At 49.2% G+C, this 18,984-nt stretch carries 16 protein-coding genes; 6 read left to right on the top strand and 10 right to left on the bottom strand.

The annotated features are described in order from the left end of the window. Nucleotides 1–198: 198 nt before the first annotated feature. A complete protein-coding gene (locus CBP31_RS03985; protein ID WP_087034976.1) occupies nt 199–672 on the bottom strand; it encodes a TlpA disulfide reductase family protein in 474 nt (157 codons plus the stop codon). Nucleotides 673–856: 184 nt separating this feature from the next. Between CBP31_RS03985 and arsC the strand changes: the two genes are divergently transcribed. After that, nucleotides 857–1,204 carry an arsenate reductase (glutaredoxin) gene (gene arsC / locus CBP31_RS03990; RefSeq protein ID WP_087034977.1) on the top strand — a complete coding sequence of 116 codons (348 nt, stop codon included), beginning with the start codon at nt 857–859 and terminating at the stop codon, nt 1,202–1,204. Then, on the top strand, nt 1,204–1,593 hold the full coding sequence (locus CBP31_RS03995; protein ID WP_087034978.1) for a DUF2069 domain-containing protein: 390 nt from the start codon (nt 1,204–1,206) through the stop codon (nt 1,591–1,593). The genes arsC and CBP31_RS03995 overlap by 1 nt, the downstream gene beginning before the upstream one ends. A 297-nt stretch (nt 1,594–1,890) precedes the next feature. On the opposite strand, the gene CBP31_RS04000 is transcribed toward CBP31_RS03995, so the two are convergent. The 4 genes from CBP31_RS04000 to CBP31_RS04015 all read right to left on the bottom strand — a co-directional run bounded on the left by CBP31_RS04000 (nt 1,891) and on the right by CBP31_RS04015 (nt 5,094). Further along, nucleotides 1,891–2,580 carry an ABC transporter permease gene (locus tag CBP31_RS04000; RefSeq protein WP_087034979.1) on the bottom strand — a complete coding sequence of 230 codons (690 nt, stop codon included), beginning with the start codon at nt 2,578–2,580 and terminating at the stop codon, nt 1,891–1,893. 22 nt (nt 2,581–2,602) lie between these two features. After that, a complete protein-coding gene (locus CBP31_RS04005; RefSeq protein ID WP_087034980.1) occupies nt 2,603–3,343 on the bottom strand; it encodes an ABC transporter permease in 741 nt (246 codons plus the stop codon). A 102-nt stretch (nt 3,344–3,445) separates the two neighbouring features. Next, nucleotides 3,446–4,222 carry an ABC transporter substrate-binding protein gene (locus CBP31_RS04010; RefSeq protein ID WP_087034981.1) on the bottom strand — a complete coding sequence of 259 codons (777 nt, stop codon included), beginning with the start codon at nt 4,220–4,222 and terminating at the stop codon, nt 3,446–3,448. Nucleotides 4,223–4,326: 104 nt separating this feature from the next. Further along, nucleotides 4,327–5,094 carry an ABC transporter ATP-binding protein gene (locus tag CBP31_RS04015; RefSeq protein ID WP_174664622.1) on the bottom strand — a complete coding sequence of 256 codons (768 nt, stop codon included), beginning with the start codon at nt 5,092–5,094 and terminating at the stop codon, nt 4,327–4,329. A 336-nt stretch (nt 5,095–5,430) separates the two neighbouring features. On the opposite strand from CBP31_RS04015, the gene CBP31_RS04020 reads away from it, so the two are divergent. Further along, complete coding sequence (locus CBP31_RS04020; RefSeq protein WP_087034983.1) at nt 5,431–6,336, top strand: lysine exporter LysO family protein; 906 nt, start codon at nt 5,431–5,433, stop codon at nt 6,334–6,336. 179 nt (nt 6,337–6,515) lie between these two features. Further along, nucleotides 6,516–7,619: an aspartate-semialdehyde dehydrogenase gene (gene asd / locus CBP31_RS04025; protein ID WP_087034984.1), complete on the top strand. Its 1,104-nt coding sequence runs from the start codon at nt 6,516–6,518 to the stop codon at nt 7,617–7,619. Nucleotides 7,620–7,768: 149 nt separating this feature from the next. Here asd and CBP31_RS04030 read toward each other — a convergent pair whose 3' ends face one another. Next, nucleotides 7,769–8,716 carry a GGDEF domain-containing protein gene (locus tag CBP31_RS04030; protein WP_087034985.1) on the bottom strand — a complete coding sequence of 316 codons (948 nt, stop codon included), beginning with the start codon at nt 8,714–8,716 and terminating at the stop codon, nt 7,769–7,771. Nucleotides 8,717–9,483: 767 nt separating this feature from the next. Here CBP31_RS04030 and ycaO point away from each other — a divergent pair. Beyond that, nucleotides 9,484–11,241 carry a 30S ribosomal protein S12 methylthiotransferase accessory factor YcaO gene (ycaO, locus tag CBP31_RS04035; RefSeq protein ID WP_087034986.1) on the top strand — a complete coding sequence of 586 codons (1,758 nt, stop codon included), beginning with the start codon at nt 9,484–9,486 and terminating at the stop codon, nt 11,239–11,241. An 80-nt stretch (nt 11,242–11,321) separates the two neighbouring features. Here the strand turns inward: ycaO and CBP31_RS04040 are convergent, their stop codons facing one another. The 3 genes from CBP31_RS04040 to CBP31_RS04050 all read right to left on the bottom strand — a co-directional run bounded on the left by CBP31_RS04040 (nt 11,322) and on the right by CBP31_RS04050 (nt 13,878). After that, nucleotides 11,322–12,056: a DsbA family protein gene (locus CBP31_RS04040; RefSeq protein ID WP_087034987.1), complete on the bottom strand. Its 735-nt coding sequence runs from the start codon at nt 12,054–12,056 to the stop codon at nt 11,322–11,324. A gap of 67 nt (nt 12,057–12,123) precedes the next feature. Further along, entirely contained in the window at nt 12,124–12,747 is a 624-nt protein-coding gene (locus tag CBP31_RS04045) for an energy-coupling factor ABC transporter permease (RefSeq protein WP_087034988.1), read from the bottom strand. Nucleotides 12,748–13,182: 435 nt separating this feature from the next. Further along, nucleotides 13,183–13,878: a DUF3108 domain-containing protein gene (locus CBP31_RS04050; protein ID WP_087034989.1), complete on the bottom strand. Its 696-nt coding sequence runs from the start codon at nt 13,876–13,878 to the stop codon at nt 13,183–13,185. Between the two features lie 430 nt (nt 13,879–14,308). On the opposite strand from CBP31_RS04050, the gene CBP31_RS04055 reads away from it, so the two are divergent. Beyond that, nucleotides 14,309–14,941, top strand: coding sequence for a response regulator (locus CBP31_RS04055; RefSeq protein WP_087034990.1), 633 nt, complete (start codon nt 14,309–14,311; stop codon nt 14,939–14,941). Nucleotides 14,942–15,241: 300 nt separating this feature from the next. Here the strand turns inward: CBP31_RS04055 and CBP31_RS04060 are convergent, their stop codons facing one another. Next, nucleotides 15,242–18,721 carry a hybrid sensor histidine kinase/response regulator gene (locus CBP31_RS04060; RefSeq protein ID WP_087034991.1) on the bottom strand — a complete coding sequence of 1,160 codons (3,480 nt, stop codon included), beginning with the start codon at nt 18,719–18,721 and terminating at the stop codon, nt 15,242–15,244. Nucleotides 18,722–18,984: the final 263 nt, after the last annotated feature.

Genomic DNA, 18,984 nt, shown 5'->3' on the forward strand with positions numbered 1-18,984 from the left:
CGAAATACCGCCGCTTGTGGGCCTTATGTTCTTTGTCGTCATACCGAGCTTGCCTCGGTATCTCACTCTTATATTTTAAGATCTCAACCCAAATCCTGACGTCCGTCAGGAAGGCGGCTTAAGGACAGCGCCCAGTACTGAGCTAAAAATAGCCTATCTTGATTGCTTTCCTTGGCGCTAGGCGCTTGGTGCTCGGCGCTATTTTTTAGCCCAATACTTATCTTGCCAGTCGGCAATATCTTCAGGCTTTAATTCCCCTTGATGGGTGGCCACCAGCTTGCCTTTAGGATCGAGGATCAAGGTGGTTGGTAATACTCGCGGTGACTCAAAGGGCCAGTCGCCTTCGAGCTTGGCCGCCACCGGCATGGTCATCTGATAACGCGCGCTTAAGTCTTGTAAGGCTTGGCTTGATAAGGCATCAAAGCTCACCGCTAATACTGCCGGCCCCGGAGCCGAACCCTTAGCCGCGGCCAACTCATTGAGCAAGGGCATTTCCCGCAGGCAAGGCGCACACCATTCAGCAAAGTAATTCACTACCAGCCACTGGCCCTTATAGTCACTTAAGCTTTGTTGCTCACCGCTCGCCAGCGTTAAATTTGGCTGTTCCTTACAGCCGGTCATTAATGCTATCAGGGTGAGTATTACTACATATCCTGCATTACGTTTTTTCATCAATCTCGCCCTCTATGACTACTTTTATACCATGCTCAGCATTATCACAGTACAATCCCCTCATTCGCACCCAAGTTACATCCTAACCGCACCTAAGGTCACAAACAGGTCTCGCCAAATTAAGGTGTGTAACTTAGGGCCATATTGCACCCTCATGGTGCCTCTTATTAATGAGGAGTCTGTAATGAGTCTGTCTATTTATCATAACCCGCGCTGCTCCAAAAGCCGCGAGACATTAGCGCTGCTCGAAGCACAAGGGCTGAACCCTGAGATTATCAAATATCTCGACACGCCACCTGATGCAGATCAGATCCGCACCCTGCTCGCCCAGCTTAGCATGAGCTCCGCGCGCCAGTTAATGCGCACCAAAGAAGCCATTTACGCAGAATTAAACTTGGCCGATGAGCAAGATGAAGCAGCATTAATCGAAGCTATGGTGGCAAACCCTAAGCTGATAGAGCGCCCAATCGTGGTTAACGGCAATCAAGCCGCCTTGGGCCGCCCGCCCGAGCAAGTGTTGGATATTTTATAATGACCACTCAATTAGCACGCGCATTGGCGCTGATTGGCTACTTCGGCCTAATGTTATGGGTGGTGCTGTGGCATGGCGTTATCTCGCCCTCGCCGCACCTTAGCCTGACCTTCATGCTGATCATTTGGCTGCCTTGGTTGCTGATCCCCATTAAAGGCATGCTCCAAGGTAATCCTTATACTCATGCTTGGAGCGTGTACTTACTGCTGCCCTACTTCTTACACTCAGGCGTGCTGTTGTGGGCCGATGAAGGCGAACGTTGGTTGGCGATAGTAGAGTTGCTGCTGGCCGGCACCATGTTTATTGGCAATATGTATTACGCCAAATTACGCGGCCGCGAGTTAGGCTTAAGTATTCGCCGCAAGAAAGCAGAAAAATCTGAAAGCTAGAAGCCTGTCTCGTAGTCACACGTTTCTGTTGATTTTAATGATGTACTCTGAATAAACGGATTGCTCGACCAACACGTTGTAGGATACGCCGAAACAGAAATTTGTAGTTGCCATGTTTGTCGTTTGTAGCTGCCCGTCTCTTCAGCGAAGAGGACTTCGGCAGGCCAGCTTTACTGGCTTTTTAAGACCTAAACACAAAACCGAGCCGAATAAATTGGCTCCTACAAGAGCAAAACATAAAAACCAAGCCTACAGCAGGCTCGGTTTTTTTACGCCTCACTATTTACACCCCACTCCTTACGATCTGGGCTGTAAATGCTTGGACCAGCGATTTTCTAGGCGACGAAAGCCCCACACTAGAACAAAGGTTAAGCACATGTATAACAAGCCAGCGGCCAAGAAGGCTTCAAAGGGCGAGTAATAACGGGAGTTAACAATGCGGGCCGCGCCCGTTAAATCGCCAATGGTGATGATCCCCGCCACGGCTGAGCCGTGCAGCATAAAAATCACCTCATTACTGTACGCCGGTAAGGCACGACGAAACGAGTTAGGTAATATAATGCGGCGCAAGGTGGTGAATTTACTCATGCCATAGGCATAGGCCGCCTCCACTTGGCCCCTAGGCATACCATTAATGGCGCCGCGAATAATCTCCGCCGTATAGGCGCTGGTGTTTAAGGTAAAAGCTAAAATGGCACAAAACCATGCCTGACTAAATAACTCCCAAGCGATGGACTCCCGTAGCCACTGCCATTGACCAGCGCCGTAATAAATAAGAAACAGCTGCACCAATAACGGCGTGCCACGGAAGAAATAAATATAGGCCCACGCTGGCGCCTTAAGCAGCCAATGGTGACTATTACGCAAGATGGCCAGCGGCACGGCAATCACTAAGCCAATCACCAAAGACACGGCCACTAGCCACACAGTGGTGTAAAAACCCTGCCAATAGGTGGGCCACTCGTTAGCGATAATCGTTAAATCCATCATCTACCTCGTATGAATCGCGCTATCGGGTGTGCAGCGCATAGCGGCGCTCGGCCCATTTCAAAAAGGAGGTCGAAATGGCGGTGAACAAGAGAAACGTGATGGCGACTGCCATATAAAAAGTAAAAGGTAACTGAGTGGCACCCGCGGCCAGCGAGGCTTTTCGGACCATATCATCGAGACCAATAATGGATACCAAAGCCGTGGTTTTCAGCAACACCAACCAATTGTTGCCCAGCCCAGGCAGCGCATGGCGCATCATTTGCGGGAATAAAATACGTCGCAGCACTTGGCCCTTGGTCATGCCATAAGCCCGCGCCGCTTCTAGCTCCCCTTGATCCACCGCTAAAATAGCACCGCGAAAGGTTTCCGTCATATAGGCGCCAAAGATAAAACCTATGGTTAGCACGCCGGCAATAAAAGGGCTGAGCTCAATATAATCGGGCACATAAGCCGTCCATTCATGAGCGGGATTATCGGCCCCCAGCCAGCTGTTTAGCTTTTCATTTAAGGCGGTGAGTGAGTTATTGAGTAATACTTGGCCGCCAAAAAATAGCAGCATCATTAACACTAAATCGGGAATGCCGCGAATCACTGTGGTGTAGAGAGTGGCCAGCCAGCGGGCGGGTTTAAAGGTCGAGAGTTTGGCCAGCGCCCCCAACAAACCTAGGGTCACGGCTAATAACAGGGAGAGTAAAGCCACTTGTATGGTGAGCTCGGCGCCTTGCAGCAAGGAGCTTTCGTATCCTTTTAAGTCCAGCATCACCCACTCCTGTGGTATTGGTCTCCTAATTGCCTGTCCTACAGCGCTAAAGAAGCAGTCCAAACAAAAGGCCACTTAACCTTAGTGGCCTTTACTTACTTATTATTCACCGTAAACGTCGTATTCAAAATATTTGTTATTTACGGCTTCGTATTTACCATTTGCTCTGAGATCCACAATGGCCTTATTGAGCTGGTCTTTTAAGTCTGAGTCTTGCTTGCGCACGGCAATACCAAAGCCCTCACCAAACCATTTTTCATCGGTAACAGAAGGGCCCACAAATTCATACTCATTACCGCCGTCTTTATTCAGCAGCCCTTCTTCAATGGCAGTGGCATCTAAGAATACATAATCGACACGACCCGCTTTTAAGTCCAGATAGGCTTCATCGGCGGTGCCATAACGCACTAAACTCACTTCTTTACCGAAGTTCTCAGTAAGATATTTATCGTGCGTGGTAGCAATTTGTACGCCTACTTTTTTACCTTTTAATCCATCTTTACTGAGTTCAAGCTCGGTGCCTTTTTTGGCCACAAACTTATTGGGCACTAAAGCATAGCGGTCAGTAAAATCGACGGTGCGTTGGCGCTCTTCGGTGATCGACATGGCGGCAATAATGGCGTCGTATTTACGAGCCAGTAGCGCCGGTATAATGCCGTCCCAATCTTGGGCAATCAGCTCACATTTCACCTGCATCTGTTCGCACAGCGCATTGGCCATATCCACATCAAAACCTTGCAGTTGGCCCTGCTCATCGGTCCAAGAGAACGGCGGGTAGGCCCCTTCAATACCAAAACGTACGGTTTTCCATTCCTTGGCTTGCACAGCACCGGCAGCCAGCGATGCCATAATGGCACCGGCGATTAACAGTTTATTCATGGTGTAACTCCTTGTATACGCATAGGTTTATCTGATTCAACTATCCCGTTATTTAACTGTTCACTATTCAACTATTCACTTATTCAATACGGCTCAACTAGCGCCTAATACACGGTAGAAATAAACTGTTTAAAGCGCTCAGACTTAGGGTTAGCAAACACCGTTTTAGGATCGCCTTGCTCTTCCACCACGCCTTGATGTAAAAACAATAATTTATTCGCTACTTCTCGGGCAAAGCTCATTTCGTGGGTCACCACCAACATGGTACGGCCTTCTTCGGCCAAGCTCTGCATTACCGCCAACACTTCGCCCACAAGTTCCGGATCCAGCGCCGAGGTCGGCTCATCGAAGAGCATTACTTCTGGCTCCACCGCCAAAGCCCGAGCAATAGCCGCTCTTTGTTGTTGACCGCCCGACAAGTGATTCGGGTAATCATCACGTTTATCAAACAGTCCAACTTTGTGTAATAACCCTTCAGCCTGCTCGACGGCTTGTTTTTTGGGCACCTTTAACACTTGGATCGGCACTTCGATAATGTTTTCTAAAATGGTCATATGGGACCATAAATTAAACCCTTGAAATACCATGGCCAAACGGGAGCGAATACGCTCCACTTGGCGCATATTTGCGGGCTGGCGCAGGCCATCTTTGCTGGTGTGCATCTCAATCAGCTCACCGTGTAAGCGCACCTCGCCGGCATTAGGGATTTCCAGCAGATTGATACAGCGCAACAGCGTCGACTTGCCGGATCCCGACGAGCCAATAATAGAAATCACGTCGCCCTGCTGTGCCGTTAAATCAATGCCTTTTAGCACTTCAATCGAACCAAAGTTTTTATATAAGCCTGACACCTCAAGGGCGGGTTTATTCATCAAAGAATCCTTGCAACAGGGCAGCTATTTCTACCTTAGCCGCTACTCAGCTCGCCAACAGCAATGCTAAAGTAACAATTAATTAACCTGCATTAAAAACTAACAGCTGTTTAGGGGAATAACAACCGAATGTCTTGGTCCTTGTTGCTATCCGTGCTCAAGCGCATAAAAACACGCAAAAACAACTCGTTAACGAGTAAGTTACTGGTAGCAATGAAACGCTACGCTTAGGCTTTCGTTGCCGTTCGTGCTCACGTATGCTGCGAGTCTCGAGATAAACTTTTATTTTGCTCGCCGCCTTGTTCGCCCATTCACCGCATTAAGGGATCTCACTTTATGTATTCCGGCTTATTACTGGTGTTATTACCCCTTATGCTTGGCTATTGCGTGCCTTGTCGTTCGACGACAATTTTGCGACTGTTGAATCTAGCGGTGGCACGCATGGTGTATTTGATTTTATTTTTGATGGGCATCAGCCTGGCCTTCGTCGATAACTTAGTCAGCCATTTGGGCACCATCTTCAGCGTCAGCTTGGTGTTTTTAGCGTGTATCAGTGCGGCCAACTTAGTTGGATTATGGTGCTTAGATAGGCGCCATAACCGACTCACAGGCGAGCCCGGTGCGCCCTTACAAAGCAAGTGGCGCTTATTGTTGGATTCGGTTTGGCTATGCTTGGTGATTTTGGGCGGTGTGGCTATTGGCCAAGTATTGGATCCCAGTTGGTTTGCAGTAGACACCTTAAGTGAGTGGGCACTGATGTTATTATTGCTGTTGATTGGCGTGCAACTGAGAAACTCCGGTATGCCATTACGGCAAATTTTACTTAATCCTTGGGGCTTGAGTATTGCCGCCGTGGTATTAGTCAGCTCTTGGGTCGGCGGTATTGCAGGCGCGGTGATTTTAGATATGCCACTGCAGCACGGCTTGGCCTTCTCCGCAGGCTATGGCTGGTATTCACTATCAGGCATTTTAATCAGCGACCAATTAGGTCCGGTGCTGGGCAGTGCGGCCTTTATTAACGACTTAGCGCGTGAGCTATTCGCTATTATGTTGATCCCCACTTTAATGCGCCGCTTCCCCTCTGTGGCCATCGGCTATGGTGCTGCCACCGCCATGGACTTTACCTTGCCGGTATTACAACGCTCAGGCGGTGTGGCCGTGGTGCCAGTGGCCATTGTTTCGGGCTTTATCTTGAGCCTAGCCGCACCGGTCTTTATGTTAGGTTTTTTATCGTTAGGCTAAAATCACCGCCGTGCGCCGCGTACGAAGCGCTTAACGATTGTCGTGTGTCTGAGCGCTAATTGAAGCTAAATTAGCCGGTTATCGAGGGAATTTGCCTTTATTTCTTGCACCTTGGCGCTCAATCCGTATTGTGAATAGAGAATTTGATTTATTTACTTCCAAAGGAAGGACACTTGAATATGAAAACTGTAGGTCTGGTCGGTTGGCGCGGTATGGTGGGCTCGGTATTAATGAGCCGCATGGTAGAAGAAGGCGATTTCTCCCGCATTAAACCGGTCTTTTTTACTACCTCGCAAGCGGGTCAGCCCGCCCCTGATTTTGGCACCGACGCCGGTACGCTGCAGAATGCCTACGACATAGAGGCGCTCAAGGCGCTGGACGTAGTCCTCACCTGCCAAGGCGGCGACTACACCAACGAGGTGTATCCAAAACTTCGAGCCGCAGGCTGGAACGGTTACTGGATTGATGCGGCGTCTGCACTGCGTATGGACGACGATGCCATCATAGTGCTGGATCCGGTAAACGGTAAAAACATCACAGACGCATTGGCTAAGGGCACTAAAACCTTCGTTGGCGGCAACTGTACCGTTAGCTTAATGATGATGGCGCTGGGCGGCTTGTTTGAAAAAGACTTAGTCGAATGGATAGCCGTGTCTACCTATCAAGCTGCTTCCGGTGGCGGTGCCCGTCATATGCGCGAGCTGATTAATCAGATGGGTATGTTGCGCGATGAAGTGGCCGATGAACTGGCAGATCCCGCTTCTGCTATTTTGGAGCTAGAGCGCAAAGTTACCGAGAAAACTCGCAGTGGCGACTTACCAGTCGATAACTTCGGCGTACCTTTGGCCGGCAGCTTGATCCCATGGATTGATACTCAGCTCGATAATGGCCAAAGCCGTGAAGAGTGGAAAGGCCAAGCCGAGACCAATAAAATCTTAGGTAACAGCCAGCCTATCCCTATCGATGGTCTCTGTGTGCGCATCGGTGCGCTACGTTGCCACAGCCAGTCGTTTACCATTAAGCTGAAAAAAGATCTGCCGATTAGTGAAATTGAACAGATTTTGGCGGCTAACAACGATTGGGTAAAGGTTATCCCCAACGATCGTCAAGCGTCCATGGAGCAGCTCACGCCCGCCGCCGTCACCGGTACCTTGAATGTACCTGTGGGTCGCTTGCGCAAGTTGAACATGGGCCCAGAATATCTGTCAGCCTTCTCAGTAGGTGACCAGCTGTTATGGGGTGCCGCCGAGCCGCTGCGCCGCATGTTGCACTTGCTGCCGTAAGCACACACTAAGCACAAATTTTGTGCAGTTAAAAAGCCCGCCATATTCGGCGGGCTTTTTTGTCGGCATTAGCATCAGAAGTCGACTATTCGAAAAACAAGATTCGGGGTAGAGAATAAAACTAACCGCGAGCCCAGCTTTATAAAGCGCTACACCTGCGCTTCTTGCATAATCACCAATTGCAGCTCGTCGGCCACCACTTGGTTGCGGCCCATCGCCTTAGCTTGATAGAGCCTTTCATCGGCCAGTTTTACGACAGGTTCAAATGCGGAGATTTCATTGAAGATGGCCACTCCCGCACTAAAGGTCACGGAAATGGCCGCATCATTATGGTGAAAAATGATATTGGCAAACTCATCTTTTATTTTTCTGATCAGTGATTCAGTGGCACTGATTGAAATATCGTAAAAGACCAGTAAGAACTCTTCTCCGCCCCAGCGCGCCGTTAAGTCCCCGCCTTTAACATTATCTTTAAGCAACTTGGCGAGCCGCATCAGCACCATATCGCCAAAATCGTGGCCGTAGTTATCATTAACAGATTTAAAACAATCTATATCCAGCATCACCATGATGGCCGATTGCTGAATACCTTTTTCCTTGAGGGCGACCATAATACCATTGCGATTCAGCAAGCCGGTTAACGGGTCGGTATTGGCGAGGTATCGGTGGTTTTCTGAGGTTTCGGAGATCACGGCATAAGAACCAATACGAATCCACTCACTGGTCAAGATCAACACATAAAGGGCAAAAGAGGAGGTGATGATCCTAATGGCTTCCGGATGGGAATAATTATAGACAAACGTGAAGGGCCCTAAAATAAGTACCGAGCTTATCACCAAATAAAGCCCCATATAAATGCTGCCGACTTTGGGCCCTGCCAGCAATACCATCAACATGGAGATGGAGTAGGTCCAATATACCCCAGAACCTTCAGCGCCCCCACTCAACAACAAATACCAGGTTAAAAAGAGCAAAGTAGACGCCAGAAAAAGGCTCATGGGCTGAGTATTAATGGCTTTTCTGACGATAAAGGCCACGGTTAAGACTATACCGATAAAGAGAAACAGCACACAAAACAGTACGAATCGCCCCTGCATAAGAGAAACAGTCCCAAAAATGCAGAGAAAAAGTGTACCAATCGCCGAGAAAGCGAGCACTAATGTCCGTTTGCGCTCATTCTCAATTTCGCCTGGGGTTTTTCCAAAGTTCAATATGTATCCCTCCGCCCTTACGTAACACCATTTCCAGTAGGCTGGGCGCACTTAAGATGTACGCTTACTACTTAACTCGAATAACGATGCCGTTAGCATCCTGCTAGGGCATGTCGCATTAGCGTATACCTGCGTATTAGCTACTTATTTATGAGCCGTGCTTTTTGTGAACCGTATTTTTGGTACGTAACACTTAATGCTCACGGTACGTTACACATAAAAATAATTTCCCATTATAGGTTGCACTTGTTGCAAAAAGATAGAGGCACTCGAGTTGTCACTCTAAGTTCAGAGGGTCACAGCCACTTTCGCTCACTTTATCGATACATTTAATGGTTCATGCAAGTTGCTAGTTACCAACACATAGCGTGTTAATGGTGAGCGCCCCCTGTAGGAAAAGATAACGCCGTAGCCGAGAGTCGTATGTATCTTCACAACAAAATATAGTCGCTATCTGGATAAGCTGTCATAAAAATCGCAGACAATTCATCACTTGCCGTCTCAAACGCAGTACTTGCTCCTATTCAGTCACCATGAACACTGCCTGCTATTTAAGCTTGATAGTCGAAGTGGCTCTTAAACGTACTTGTTCATTTTCTGTTCGCGGGTTAGGATCTGCCTCCTTTTTTGCCGATCACCACCCCGAGGCTCTCATGAAAACATTCATTCCTAGCAAAGATGCTGCGCTGGAAGACTCTATTAGCTACTTTCAGCAACAGCTCATCAACCTGGGGTTTGATATCGAAGAAGCCTCTTGGCTCAACCCGGTACCCAATGTGTGGTCGGTGCATATTCGCGATAAAAGCTGTGGCTTATGCTTTACCAATGGTAAAGGCGCCAGCAAAAAAGCCGCTTTGGCTTCGGCACTGGGTGAGTACTTCGAGCGTTTAGCCACCAATTATTTTTTTGCCGATTTTTACTTAGGCAAAAATATCGCCGAAGGCGACTTCGTACATTACCCGAACGAAAAGTGGTTTACCTTGCCCGCCGATAACAGCCTGCCAAACGGCATGTTAGATGACTATACCCGTGGCTATTATGATCCCGAGGGTGAGCTGACCGCCGACATGCTGATCGACCTACAGTCCGGCAATGAAGCACGCGGTATTTGCGCGCTGCCCTTTGAGCGTCAAGGCGATTTAGAAACCGTGTATTTGCCGATGAATATCGTCGGTAACTTATATGTATCTAATGGTATGAGTGCCGGTAACACCCGCACCGAAGCCCGCACTCAAGGCTTGTCGGAAGTCTTTGAGCGCAGTATTAAGAATCGCATTATTAGCGATCGCATCAGCCTGCCAAGAATTCCCGCTGCAGTACTGGCGCGCTATCCGCACATTGAAGCGCCGATTGCGGCATTGGAAGCCGAAGGCTTTCCGATTCACGCCTTTGATGCATCATTAGGCGGCGAGTATCCGGTGATTTGTGTGGTGTTATTTAACCCGCAGAACAGCACCTGCTTCGCTTCTTTCGGCGCTCATCCACGTTTTGAAGTGGCGTTAGAGCGCACCGTGACCGAGCTGTTGCAAGGTCGCAGCTTAAAAGAGCTGGATGTGTTTGTGCCACCGTCTTTTGCAGACGACGAAGTGGCAGATCATCATAATCTGGAAACCCATTTTATTGACTCGTCAGGCTTGATCAGTTGGGATTTGTTTCAAGACCAAGCGGACTATGAATTTGCCGACTGGGATTTCAGTGGCAGCTCAGAGCAAGAATTTACCCACTTATTGGCCATTTTTGACCGCATAAATCAGCCCGTCTATATCGCCGATTATGAGCATTTAGGCGTGTACGCTTGCCGTATTTTGGCTCCGGGTATGTCGGATATTTACCCAGCTGACGACTTAACCATGGCCAATAACAACATGGGCGCGCATTTACGCGCCACTTTGTTAAGCCTGCCAGGATCAGACGCGGACGCAGAGCAGCTGATGGGCTTATATGAGTTATTAGAAGAAGAAGGCTTCGATGACTTTACCCGTATTCGTGAGCTGCTCGGTATTGCCTCTACCAAGGGCAGCGCTTGGCACACCTTAAGAATTGGTGAGCTAAAATGCATGCTGGCCTTGGCGGCAAACGAATTGGAGTTAGCACTGGAATACGCAGACTGGACCTTGAGCTTTAATGCCTCAGTATTTAGCGATGAGCGCCATCGTTACTATCGCTGTTTGAAGGCGGCACTAGAGCTGCACTTAAGCGAAGACCGTGATCCTGCTCAGTATGTCTCAGCTTTTAACAGTATGTTTACTGAAGCAACCGTGACTCAAGTTTGGGCACAAATTGCCGGCCAAGCGCGTTTTCATGGGCTAACCCTCGCCGATGAAAGCTTAGCGGATTTTCCTGCGCACCAAGGCTTATTGGCGGTGTATGAAAAGTTACAGCAAGCAAAGCGTAATCACGCTGCCAGCTAGCAGCGTTTAGAATACAAAAAACCGGCCGCGGCCGGTTTTTTTATGTCTAACCCATAAGCTTAAATTAGGCAGCGTACCTTTTAAGATTTTTTATCTTTCAAGATGTCTTTCAAACCCGCCACGTCCACAGCACCAGGGATCAAGGTGCCATCAGGGAACACCAAGGCTGGAGTGCCATTTAGGCCGAGGCTTCTGAACAAGCTTAGGTTTTGATTAAGCTTATCTGAGATTTTTTTATCGTCAGCCGCCGCCAATAAAGTCTTGCTGTCTAAGCCGGCTTTATCGGTAATGCTGGCCAAGGCGGCCGTAGACACTTTCTTTTGGCTCATCAGCGCTTGATGCAGCTCAGCATACTGGCGAGGTGCCTCCATGGCCGTGGCCAACGCTAAGCGCGCCGCTTGTACTGAGTCTGGGCCTAAAATGCCTAAGTCTTTAACGATAATTTTTAGCTCTGGCTCGTCTTTGATAAGCGTCAGCAGCGTTTGGTTCATACGATGGCAATAAGGGCAGTTATAGTCGGTGAAATACACCACAGCTAGCTTGCCGTTAGGGTTACCTAAAACACCATCGGTTTTACTGGAAAACAGCTGCTTGGACTGCTGCTTAAGCTGCTTAGAAAATTCAGCTTGGCTCGCCAGCTGATCTTTTTCTTCGAGCTTGATAATGGCTTCGCGCAAAATTTCTGGCTGCTCAAGCAAGGTTTCACGCACCAGCTTTTGAAACTCAGCTTTGCTCATCTCAGCCTGAGCGGGGGCTGCAGATAATAGGCCTAGGGCTAAAATAGGCGCCAAGGCAGGTAAGAACTTAACGGTCATCAGCGTCTCACATAAAAAGGATGAAAAGGCAGCCTACCAGAGATACAGGTAGCGCTGGAAGCTTATATTACTTATTAATAATATAATCGCGATCCCGATAGGTGCACACCCAGTCAGGCTTAAACAGCACCAGCACGGTAATCGCCATGCCGTTGAGTAAGGCTTCTGGGAACAATAATAAAGGCAGCACGCTCAGGTAGTTATCAACCACTACTTGCCAGCTATGTTGGTCAGTCCACACCATAAATCCCGAAAACAGCAAGGTTTTAAGGGTAATGGTCAAAGCGGCATTAAAAAAGCCAGCCACGAAGATATAGACAAATAAATGGCGGTATAAGTAGCTGTAAGTTAACAAAAACAATAGATAGCTAGCACTGAGCGGTATTATCACACCCAACAATAGATTCGGCCCGAACATCGGCCAAGATTCAAAGCCAAAAGCGGTGACCAGCAACAGGCTTAAGCTGCTCATCATCAATCCCATGCGCCAACCTAGCAGCAGCGCCAGGGTCGTTAATCCCAAAAAATGCACCTCTAAGCCTGGTTTTACGCCCGCTTGCAGCATCCATAATGGCACTAGGGCAATGGCGGCACCAAAACATAGGTGATGCCGAGTCTTATCACCCAACCAAGTTCGCCAATCAAAGCTCCAAGCCGCGCCGAGCAGCACTAAAATGCCTATGATAATCACTGTCTGCTCCTATCTTGCTCGACTATTTACCACTATTTATCCATAACGAATACCATAAATAGTACCTCAGCTTGCCGAATATTTGTATGTGCATAACGGTATCAAAGCGCGAACTATCACTCTTAAGTCAGGCACTCACTAGACAAAAATCCCCACTCAATAACAGGACTCTTGAGTAGATACTCTGTTGGGCGTCAAGAGTTAGCTTTAGGCCGCTCTGTGCTCTGTTGCTATGCACTTTATTCAGTCGTTGCGAGCGTAGTGCGGCAATCCATACTACAGCGGCGCGGTGCATAGCCATAGATTGCCGCGTCGTTGCACTCCTCGCAATGAACCAAGGTGAGGGTTTAGCTCTCGCCTTGGGTAGTTGAGTCTGTTCGGTAAAATAAGGCTGGGCTAACTTAGATGGCTACTTAACCAAGCTAAGGATGCGGATCATTTTACTAACGTATAGTTGAGCTTACTTAAGGTTACGGTCACCGAAAGCTGACGGTTTTCATCATGGCTAATTTGCACCAGTTGATAATCCAGTTTTGGTGCCACCCAAAAGCGGGTTTTACGCTTACTGTTACCGCGATCGCGCTCTACGATCAGGCTTTCATAAGGGCCAATGCCAGTGTTGACGATTTCTTTGCCTACCACCTTAAAGGTGGTCATTTTAATTTCGCCGTCGCGCGCCACCGGATAAGTAAGCGTGGTTTTACCGGCCATTAAATCGCAACGCGCCTCAAAGAAAAAGCTGACCGGATCAAAAGCCCCCTCTTTGATGGGCACTAACTTATCGCCATCTTTATCCTGAAACAGCACCATCTTAGTCTTTTGATCAAAGACCAAACGATCTTCATTACGGGTGCCTAAGTATTTGGTTTTATAGCTAAAGGTTTGCGGAGTGGCGTTACAGTTTTTCCAAGTAAAACTGGCTTTTTGATCCACATCTAACAACCAGTGGGCCAGAGAAAAATGCACGTTATAGCGATCGTTATTACGATCGATTTTTAAGGTGTTCACGCCACGAGTCTTATCACCGTTGAGTATCACGCTGTATTCAGCGCTTAAATGATCAATATCTTGTGCGAAGGCAGAGGCACTGGCGAACACTGCAGCCAGTAACCATAAAAGGTGTTTGGTCATGGTCATTTCCTTATCAGTGATGCCTATCTAGGCAACAGCCGGTATAGTGAAGGTGTAAATGTATTGAAGATCGAAAGTTCTTAATAAGATGAGCTTATTGAATTTACTCTTTTTATACCTTAATTTTTTACGCTCAGCATTTTCTAGCTTAAGCACTTCTGCATAGAGCAAGCTTTGTACCCACCATACACCAACTCAGCCCCCCAAAGAAAACGCCATCATGGTCACCACCAAATCAGTGCGTCTATTGCTGGCCATTGGGCATTATTTTGCAGCGTACTGCGCTTGCGGCTGTAAATATCCTAGCATTACCTGACTGGATCACGAAAATCGTGCCCGCGGGTTCTCAGTTTGGGTGTAAGGTCTTATGATAACACCACATTATACTTATTTTGCTCAACCGCAGACCGCCCCAAGGACGCAACTACTTATGGATACAGGCTATCGCATTATCATTGCCGATGATCACCCCTTGTTTCGTAATGCGCTGCACTTAGCGGTTACCCAAGCCGTCCCCGATGTTCAATTGCAAGAAGTGGACTGCATCGAACAGTTAATGCAGTTATTAGCTGAGCAAGGTGAAGTGGATTTATTATTGCTGGACTTAAAAATGCCAGGCGCCAGCGGATTTTCTGCATTGGCAAGCTTGCGCCATCTTTACCCTGATCTGCCGGTGGTCATGGTCTCGGCTACAGAAGAACACGCCGTGGTTCAGCAAGCCATGCATTTTGGCGCCATGGGTTTTATTCCTAAATCGACGCCGCTGCCGGCTTTGGTGGCCGCCTTGCATGCTATTTTAGCGGGAGATACGTGGTTTCCTGCCGGCGTGAGTCTGTCGGCCGCGCCCGCCGATAATATTGCTGAACGCTTAGCCAGCCTTACGCCCCAGCAATTTAAGGTGCTTACTATGTTGTCTGAGGGCAAGTTAAACAAGCAAATAGCCTTTGAGCTCAGCGTCTCCGAAGCCACCGTTAAAGCCCACGTCACCGCCATTTTTCGCAAACTCAACGTCCAAAATCGTACCCAAGCGGTGATCGCCATGTCACAAATTGGTGAAGGGTGAGGGGTAAAGCGGAAGAGATTAAAGATTTTTTTGCCACAAAATACACGGACGAAAAAATATTATGAGTAAGCGCAAAAGCGGCGGCTAGATTTTTGTAGGCGAACTCTTGTTCTCGCATTTCGCCGAAGGCGGAACGGGTTAAGGCTATCAGGGCTAAGGCGAAAAGAGCGCGCTCAGCGCCAAACGCCCACAAAGAGAAGATAAAAACACCGCTCCTAAAAACTGGTGTTTACTTCAGTCTGGAATGCCTCCAGTCGGGCCATTTCCATCTTTACTATTCCCTATTCACACCTCACCGTCTTAGACCAAATGCTGCAATAGCGCCCTTAGTTTCATGGGCTTTACCGGTTTGCTTAAGTAACTTAACTGCAATTGCTGCAAACGTGCTTGCAGCTCGGGCTGGCGGTCGGCGCTGATCACCACAGTGGGCACAGTCCCGTATTTCAGGTGTAATTGGCTGACCACATCAATGCCGGTTTCACCCTCATCTAAGTGATAATCCGATAAGATAATCTGGGGCATAAAGCCATCTTGATAATGCTGTTCTGCGGCGTGGCTAGTCAGTGCAACGCGCACCTCACACCCCCAATGGCCAAGCAGACTCGCCATGGCGGTTAAAATATCCCCATCGTTATCGATACAAAGTACCTTTAAGCCCTGCAATTGGCTGTTATTCACATTAGGAGCATTACTTATTACGGCATTGTCCGCCAAAGAGGCTGACTTACCGCGCCCGGCAATCGCTCTGGGCACGGTGACGCTAAATACCGAACCTTTACCCTCGGTGGAGCGCACCGCCAAACGGTGATCAAGCATGCGTGCCAAGCCTTGAGCAATGGCCAAACCTAAGCCCATACCTTGTTGATGTTGACGTTGGCCGTGCTCTAAGCGCATAAACTCATCGAAAATTAAACGCTGTTTATCCTCGGCTATGCCCGGTCCATTATCCCAAACTTCTAAGCATAAGTTGTCGCCCTGATGGCGCGCCCCCAGCAATACCCGACCGCCCGAGTTATAGCGCAGCGCATTGGTGAGAAAATTCTGCAAGATGCGGCGCAGTAACCGCGGATCACTGTGTACGCCGAGCCGACTGTTTACCACCGAAAAGCGCCCACCATCTTGTTCAACCAACACATCAAACTCGGCTTTAAGTGTGTTAAACAGCTCATCTAAGGCAAAGTCCACGGGCTTAGCGGTGAGCTTGCCGGACTCTAAGCGTGACATATCTAATAAATCGGCAATTAAGTCTTCTGCCGCCACCAAAGATCGGTCGATATGCCCAGCTAAGCGCCGACTTTCATCATCAGGAGAAGTCTCTAACCAAGAAGAGGCAAACAACTTGGCCGCATTCAGTGGCTGCATTAAGTCATGACTCACGGCGGCTAAAAATCGGCTTTTAGATGCACTGAGTTTTTCCGCCTCAATCGTGGCGACCACTAACTGCTGATTCACGGTCGAGAGCTCTTGAGTGCGCTCCGCCACCCGCGCTTCCAGCAGCACATTGGTATCTTTTAGTAATTGCTCGGCTTGGCGAAAGGTGGTGATGTCATTAAAAGTCATCACGAAACCGCCGCCCGGCATGGGATTACCTTGCATCTCAATCACTCGGCCATCGGGGCGAGTGCGTGATGACACATGGGGTGTACCGGCCTGCATATGCCGCAGGCGGCGCGCCACATGATCAGCAACGGATCCAACACCACACAGGCCCCGCTCGGCGTTAAAGCGAATAATATCGCTAATGGGTCGTCCCACTTGGATCAAATCCATCGGGTAGCCAAACAACTCAATGTAGCGCCGGTTCCAGGCCACTAAATTCAGCCCTTTATCGACCACGGAAATACCTTGCCCTATATGCTCGATGGCGCCTTGCAATAACCCGCGGTTAAAGCGAAACACATCCCCCGCTTCATCGACTATGGTGGCCAGCTCATCCAACTCCATGGAGCGACCTTGCAAGGCAGAAGCCAGCACTAAACGTGCCGATGAGGCACCAAACACGCCGGCCAATACTCGCTCGGTGTGGCGAATTAAGCTGGGAGGGGCTTGCATGCTGCCATCGAGCGTTCCTTGCTCGCCAGCATAGCGAGAAAACGCACGACTCACCCGCGCAGCACCCACAAAGCGCGAGGCCAACTGCTCCAGCTCTTGTACCGAGACTTTGGCCCGATACACGCCACCGTCATCTTTTTGTTGGCGGCTCACAAACGCCGCCGCTTGCAAGCGCTCGCTCACCGTAGACACCGACCACCAAGAGCCCAGCACATAGGCAATTAAGTTAAACAATAAGCTTAAGAAGATGCCCCAAGTAACCGGGCTCATGTCTGCCACCGCGCCCCAGTTTGGCGGCGTTAATAGCCATAATAAAACGTTGCTGCTGGCATCACCGGCAAACAGCCCAGTTTCGGCCATTAAATTTAATAGCCACATCAACATGCCTAAACTTAAGCCCCAATAGGCGCCGCGCCGGTTACCGCCGCGCCAAAATAAGCCCAGCACCAAAGCCGGAATAAACTGGGCAATGGCGGCAAAACTCAGATAACCAATGCGCGATAAACTGTCGATATCTCCTAGCCACAAAAATACCAGCCAAGCTGTAGCCATAATGGCGACAATGGCGGCGCGTCGCACCTTGAGTAATAACTGGGCTACATCATTAAAGTCTGCGCCCTGCATTTGGCGGCGGCGCAAGATCATCGGCAGTACTAAGTCATTACTGACCATAATGGCCAGCGCGATAATAGAAATAATCATCATGCCGGTGGCCGCCGAAGCACCACCAATAAAGGCCAGCACCGCCAAGCTCGGCTGGCCCTGCCCTAAGGGCAGGCTAATTACATAGGTATCCGGTGAGGCTGCCACTGGCAACCATTGTTGACCGGCCAGCGCCAGCGGCAATACAAATAGCCCCATCAGTAATAAGTACACCGGAAATAACCGCCGCGCCCAGTGCAAATCCGCAGGGCCGTGGCTTTCAACGACGGTCACGTGAAACTGGCGCGGCAAGCAAAGCACTGCACTCATGGACAACAAGGTATATACGCCCATATCCAGCAGATTAGCGCCGCTAACCTGGGTAAAGCTGTTAATAAAGCGCTCGGTTATCATCACCCGCTCTTGATTGGGATACATAATGATCAGCCAAAGCGCGAAGCCGCCCACCATAATAAAGGCCACTAACTTAACCACAGACTCCACCGCAATCGCCACCATCACCCCGCGCTGGTGCTCGGTGGCATCAATATGACGGGTGCCAAATAGCAGAATAAACACACTGAATAATAGGGTGACCATCAAGGCCACTTGGCTGGCATTTTGGCCATCAGCGCCCACCACGTCGGGCGCCACTAAATGCAGGCCCATCACGATGGCTTTGAGCTGTAAGGCGATATAGGGCAAGACGCCGACGATGGCGATCAGGGTAACGTACACGGCTAAGCGCTGAGATTTGCCATAACGGGCGGCAATAAAGTCCGCAATCGAGGTAATGTGCTCACGCTTGGCCACATCAATCAGGCGGGCAATAAAAGGCCCCGCCAAGGTAAACATAATGATGGGGCCCAGATAAATAGAAAAGTAAGACCAATTATCGGTACTGGCCTGACCGACGGTACCAAAAAAGCTCCACGACGAGCAATACACCGCCAGCGACAAGCTATATAACAAGGGCCGCAGTCGGCCGCCTTGATGACCCACCTTGGCCTTGTCACCCAGCCAAGCGCAGAGAAATAGCACCGCTAAATAGGCCAGTGCGATATTAATGACGGTCCAGCCCTGCATGAATATTCCTTTATGAAGAGTGAGGCGTGCTTACCTTGGCAAACTTGATCTAAAAGACTCAAGACTTCATCGCAACGGAATCCACGAAACCCACGGAAAAATAAAGATCAGATCTGAAACAAAGCGGCTTAAGGGTAGAAACAAGAAGACACCGCAAAACGTTAGCTTTGTGCAACAGATCCGGCGTTGCCGGATTTAGCAGCTAAAGCAGCGACGACATTCGTGCAATATGTCGCTATGTTTCGCTCTTAACAATCGGGTAC

The organism is Oceanisphaera profunda (assembly GCF_002157895.1).
In the GTDB taxonomy this organism is placed as follows: domain Bacteria; phylum Pseudomonadota; class Gammaproteobacteria; order Enterobacterales; family Aeromonadaceae; genus Oceanimonas; species Oceanimonas profunda.

What these genes read in the sequence shown, in the direction of transcription:
- CBP31_RS03985 (WP_087034976.1), bottom strand. Translation starts at nt 672, where the DNA reads ATGAAAAAACGTAATGCAGGATATGTAGTAATACTCACCCTGATAGCA.
- arsC (WP_087034977.1), top strand. Translation starts at nt 857, where the DNA reads ATGAGTCTGTCTATTTATCATAACCCGCGCTGCTCCAAAAGCCGCGAG.
- CBP31_RS03995 (WP_087034978.1), top strand. Translation starts at nt 1,204, where the DNA reads ATGACCACTCAATTAGCACGCGCATTGGCGCTGATTGGCTACTTCGGC.
- CBP31_RS04000 (WP_087034979.1), bottom strand. Translation starts at nt 2,580, where the DNA reads ATGGATTTAACGATTATCGCTAACGAGTGGCCCACCTATTGGCAGGGT.
- CBP31_RS04005 (WP_087034980.1), bottom strand. Translation starts at nt 3,343, where the DNA reads ATGCTGGACTTAAAAGGATACGAAAGCTCCTTGCTGCAAGGCGCCGAG.
- CBP31_RS04010 (WP_087034981.1), bottom strand. Translation starts at nt 4,222, where the DNA reads ATGAATAAACTGTTAATCGCCGGTGCCATTATGGCATCGCTGGCTGCC.
- CBP31_RS04015 (WP_174664622.1), bottom strand. Translation starts at nt 5,094, where the DNA reads ATGAATAAACCCGCCCTTGAGGTGTCAGGCTTATATAAAAACTTTGGT.
- CBP31_RS04020 (WP_087034983.1), top strand. Translation starts at nt 5,431, where the DNA reads ATGTATTCCGGCTTATTACTGGTGTTATTACCCCTTATGCTTGGCTAT.
- asd (WP_087034984.1), top strand. Translation starts at nt 6,516, where the DNA reads ATGAAAACTGTAGGTCTGGTCGGTTGGCGCGGTATGGTGGGCTCGGTA.
- CBP31_RS04030 (WP_087034985.1), bottom strand. Translation starts at nt 8,716, where the DNA reads ATGCAGGGGCGATTCGTACTGTTTTGTGTGCTGTTTCTCTTTATCGGT.
- ycaO (WP_087034986.1), top strand. Translation starts at nt 9,484, where the DNA reads ATGAAAACATTCATTCCTAGCAAAGATGCTGCGCTGGAAGACTCTATT.
- CBP31_RS04040 (WP_087034987.1), bottom strand. Translation starts at nt 12,056, where the DNA reads ATGACCGTTAAGTTCTTACCTGCCTTGGCGCCTATTTTAGCCCTAGGC.
- CBP31_RS04050 (WP_087034989.1), bottom strand. Translation starts at nt 13,878, where the DNA reads ATGACCAAACACCTTTTATGGTTACTGGCTGCAGTGTTCGCCAGTGCC.
- CBP31_RS04055 (WP_087034990.1), top strand. Translation starts at nt 14,309, where the DNA reads ATGGATACAGGCTATCGCATTATCATTGCCGATGATCACCCCTTGTTT.
- CBP31_RS04060 (WP_087034991.1), bottom strand. Translation starts at nt 18,721, where the DNA reads ATGCAGGGCTGGACCGTCATTAATATCGCACTGGCCTATTTAGCGGTG.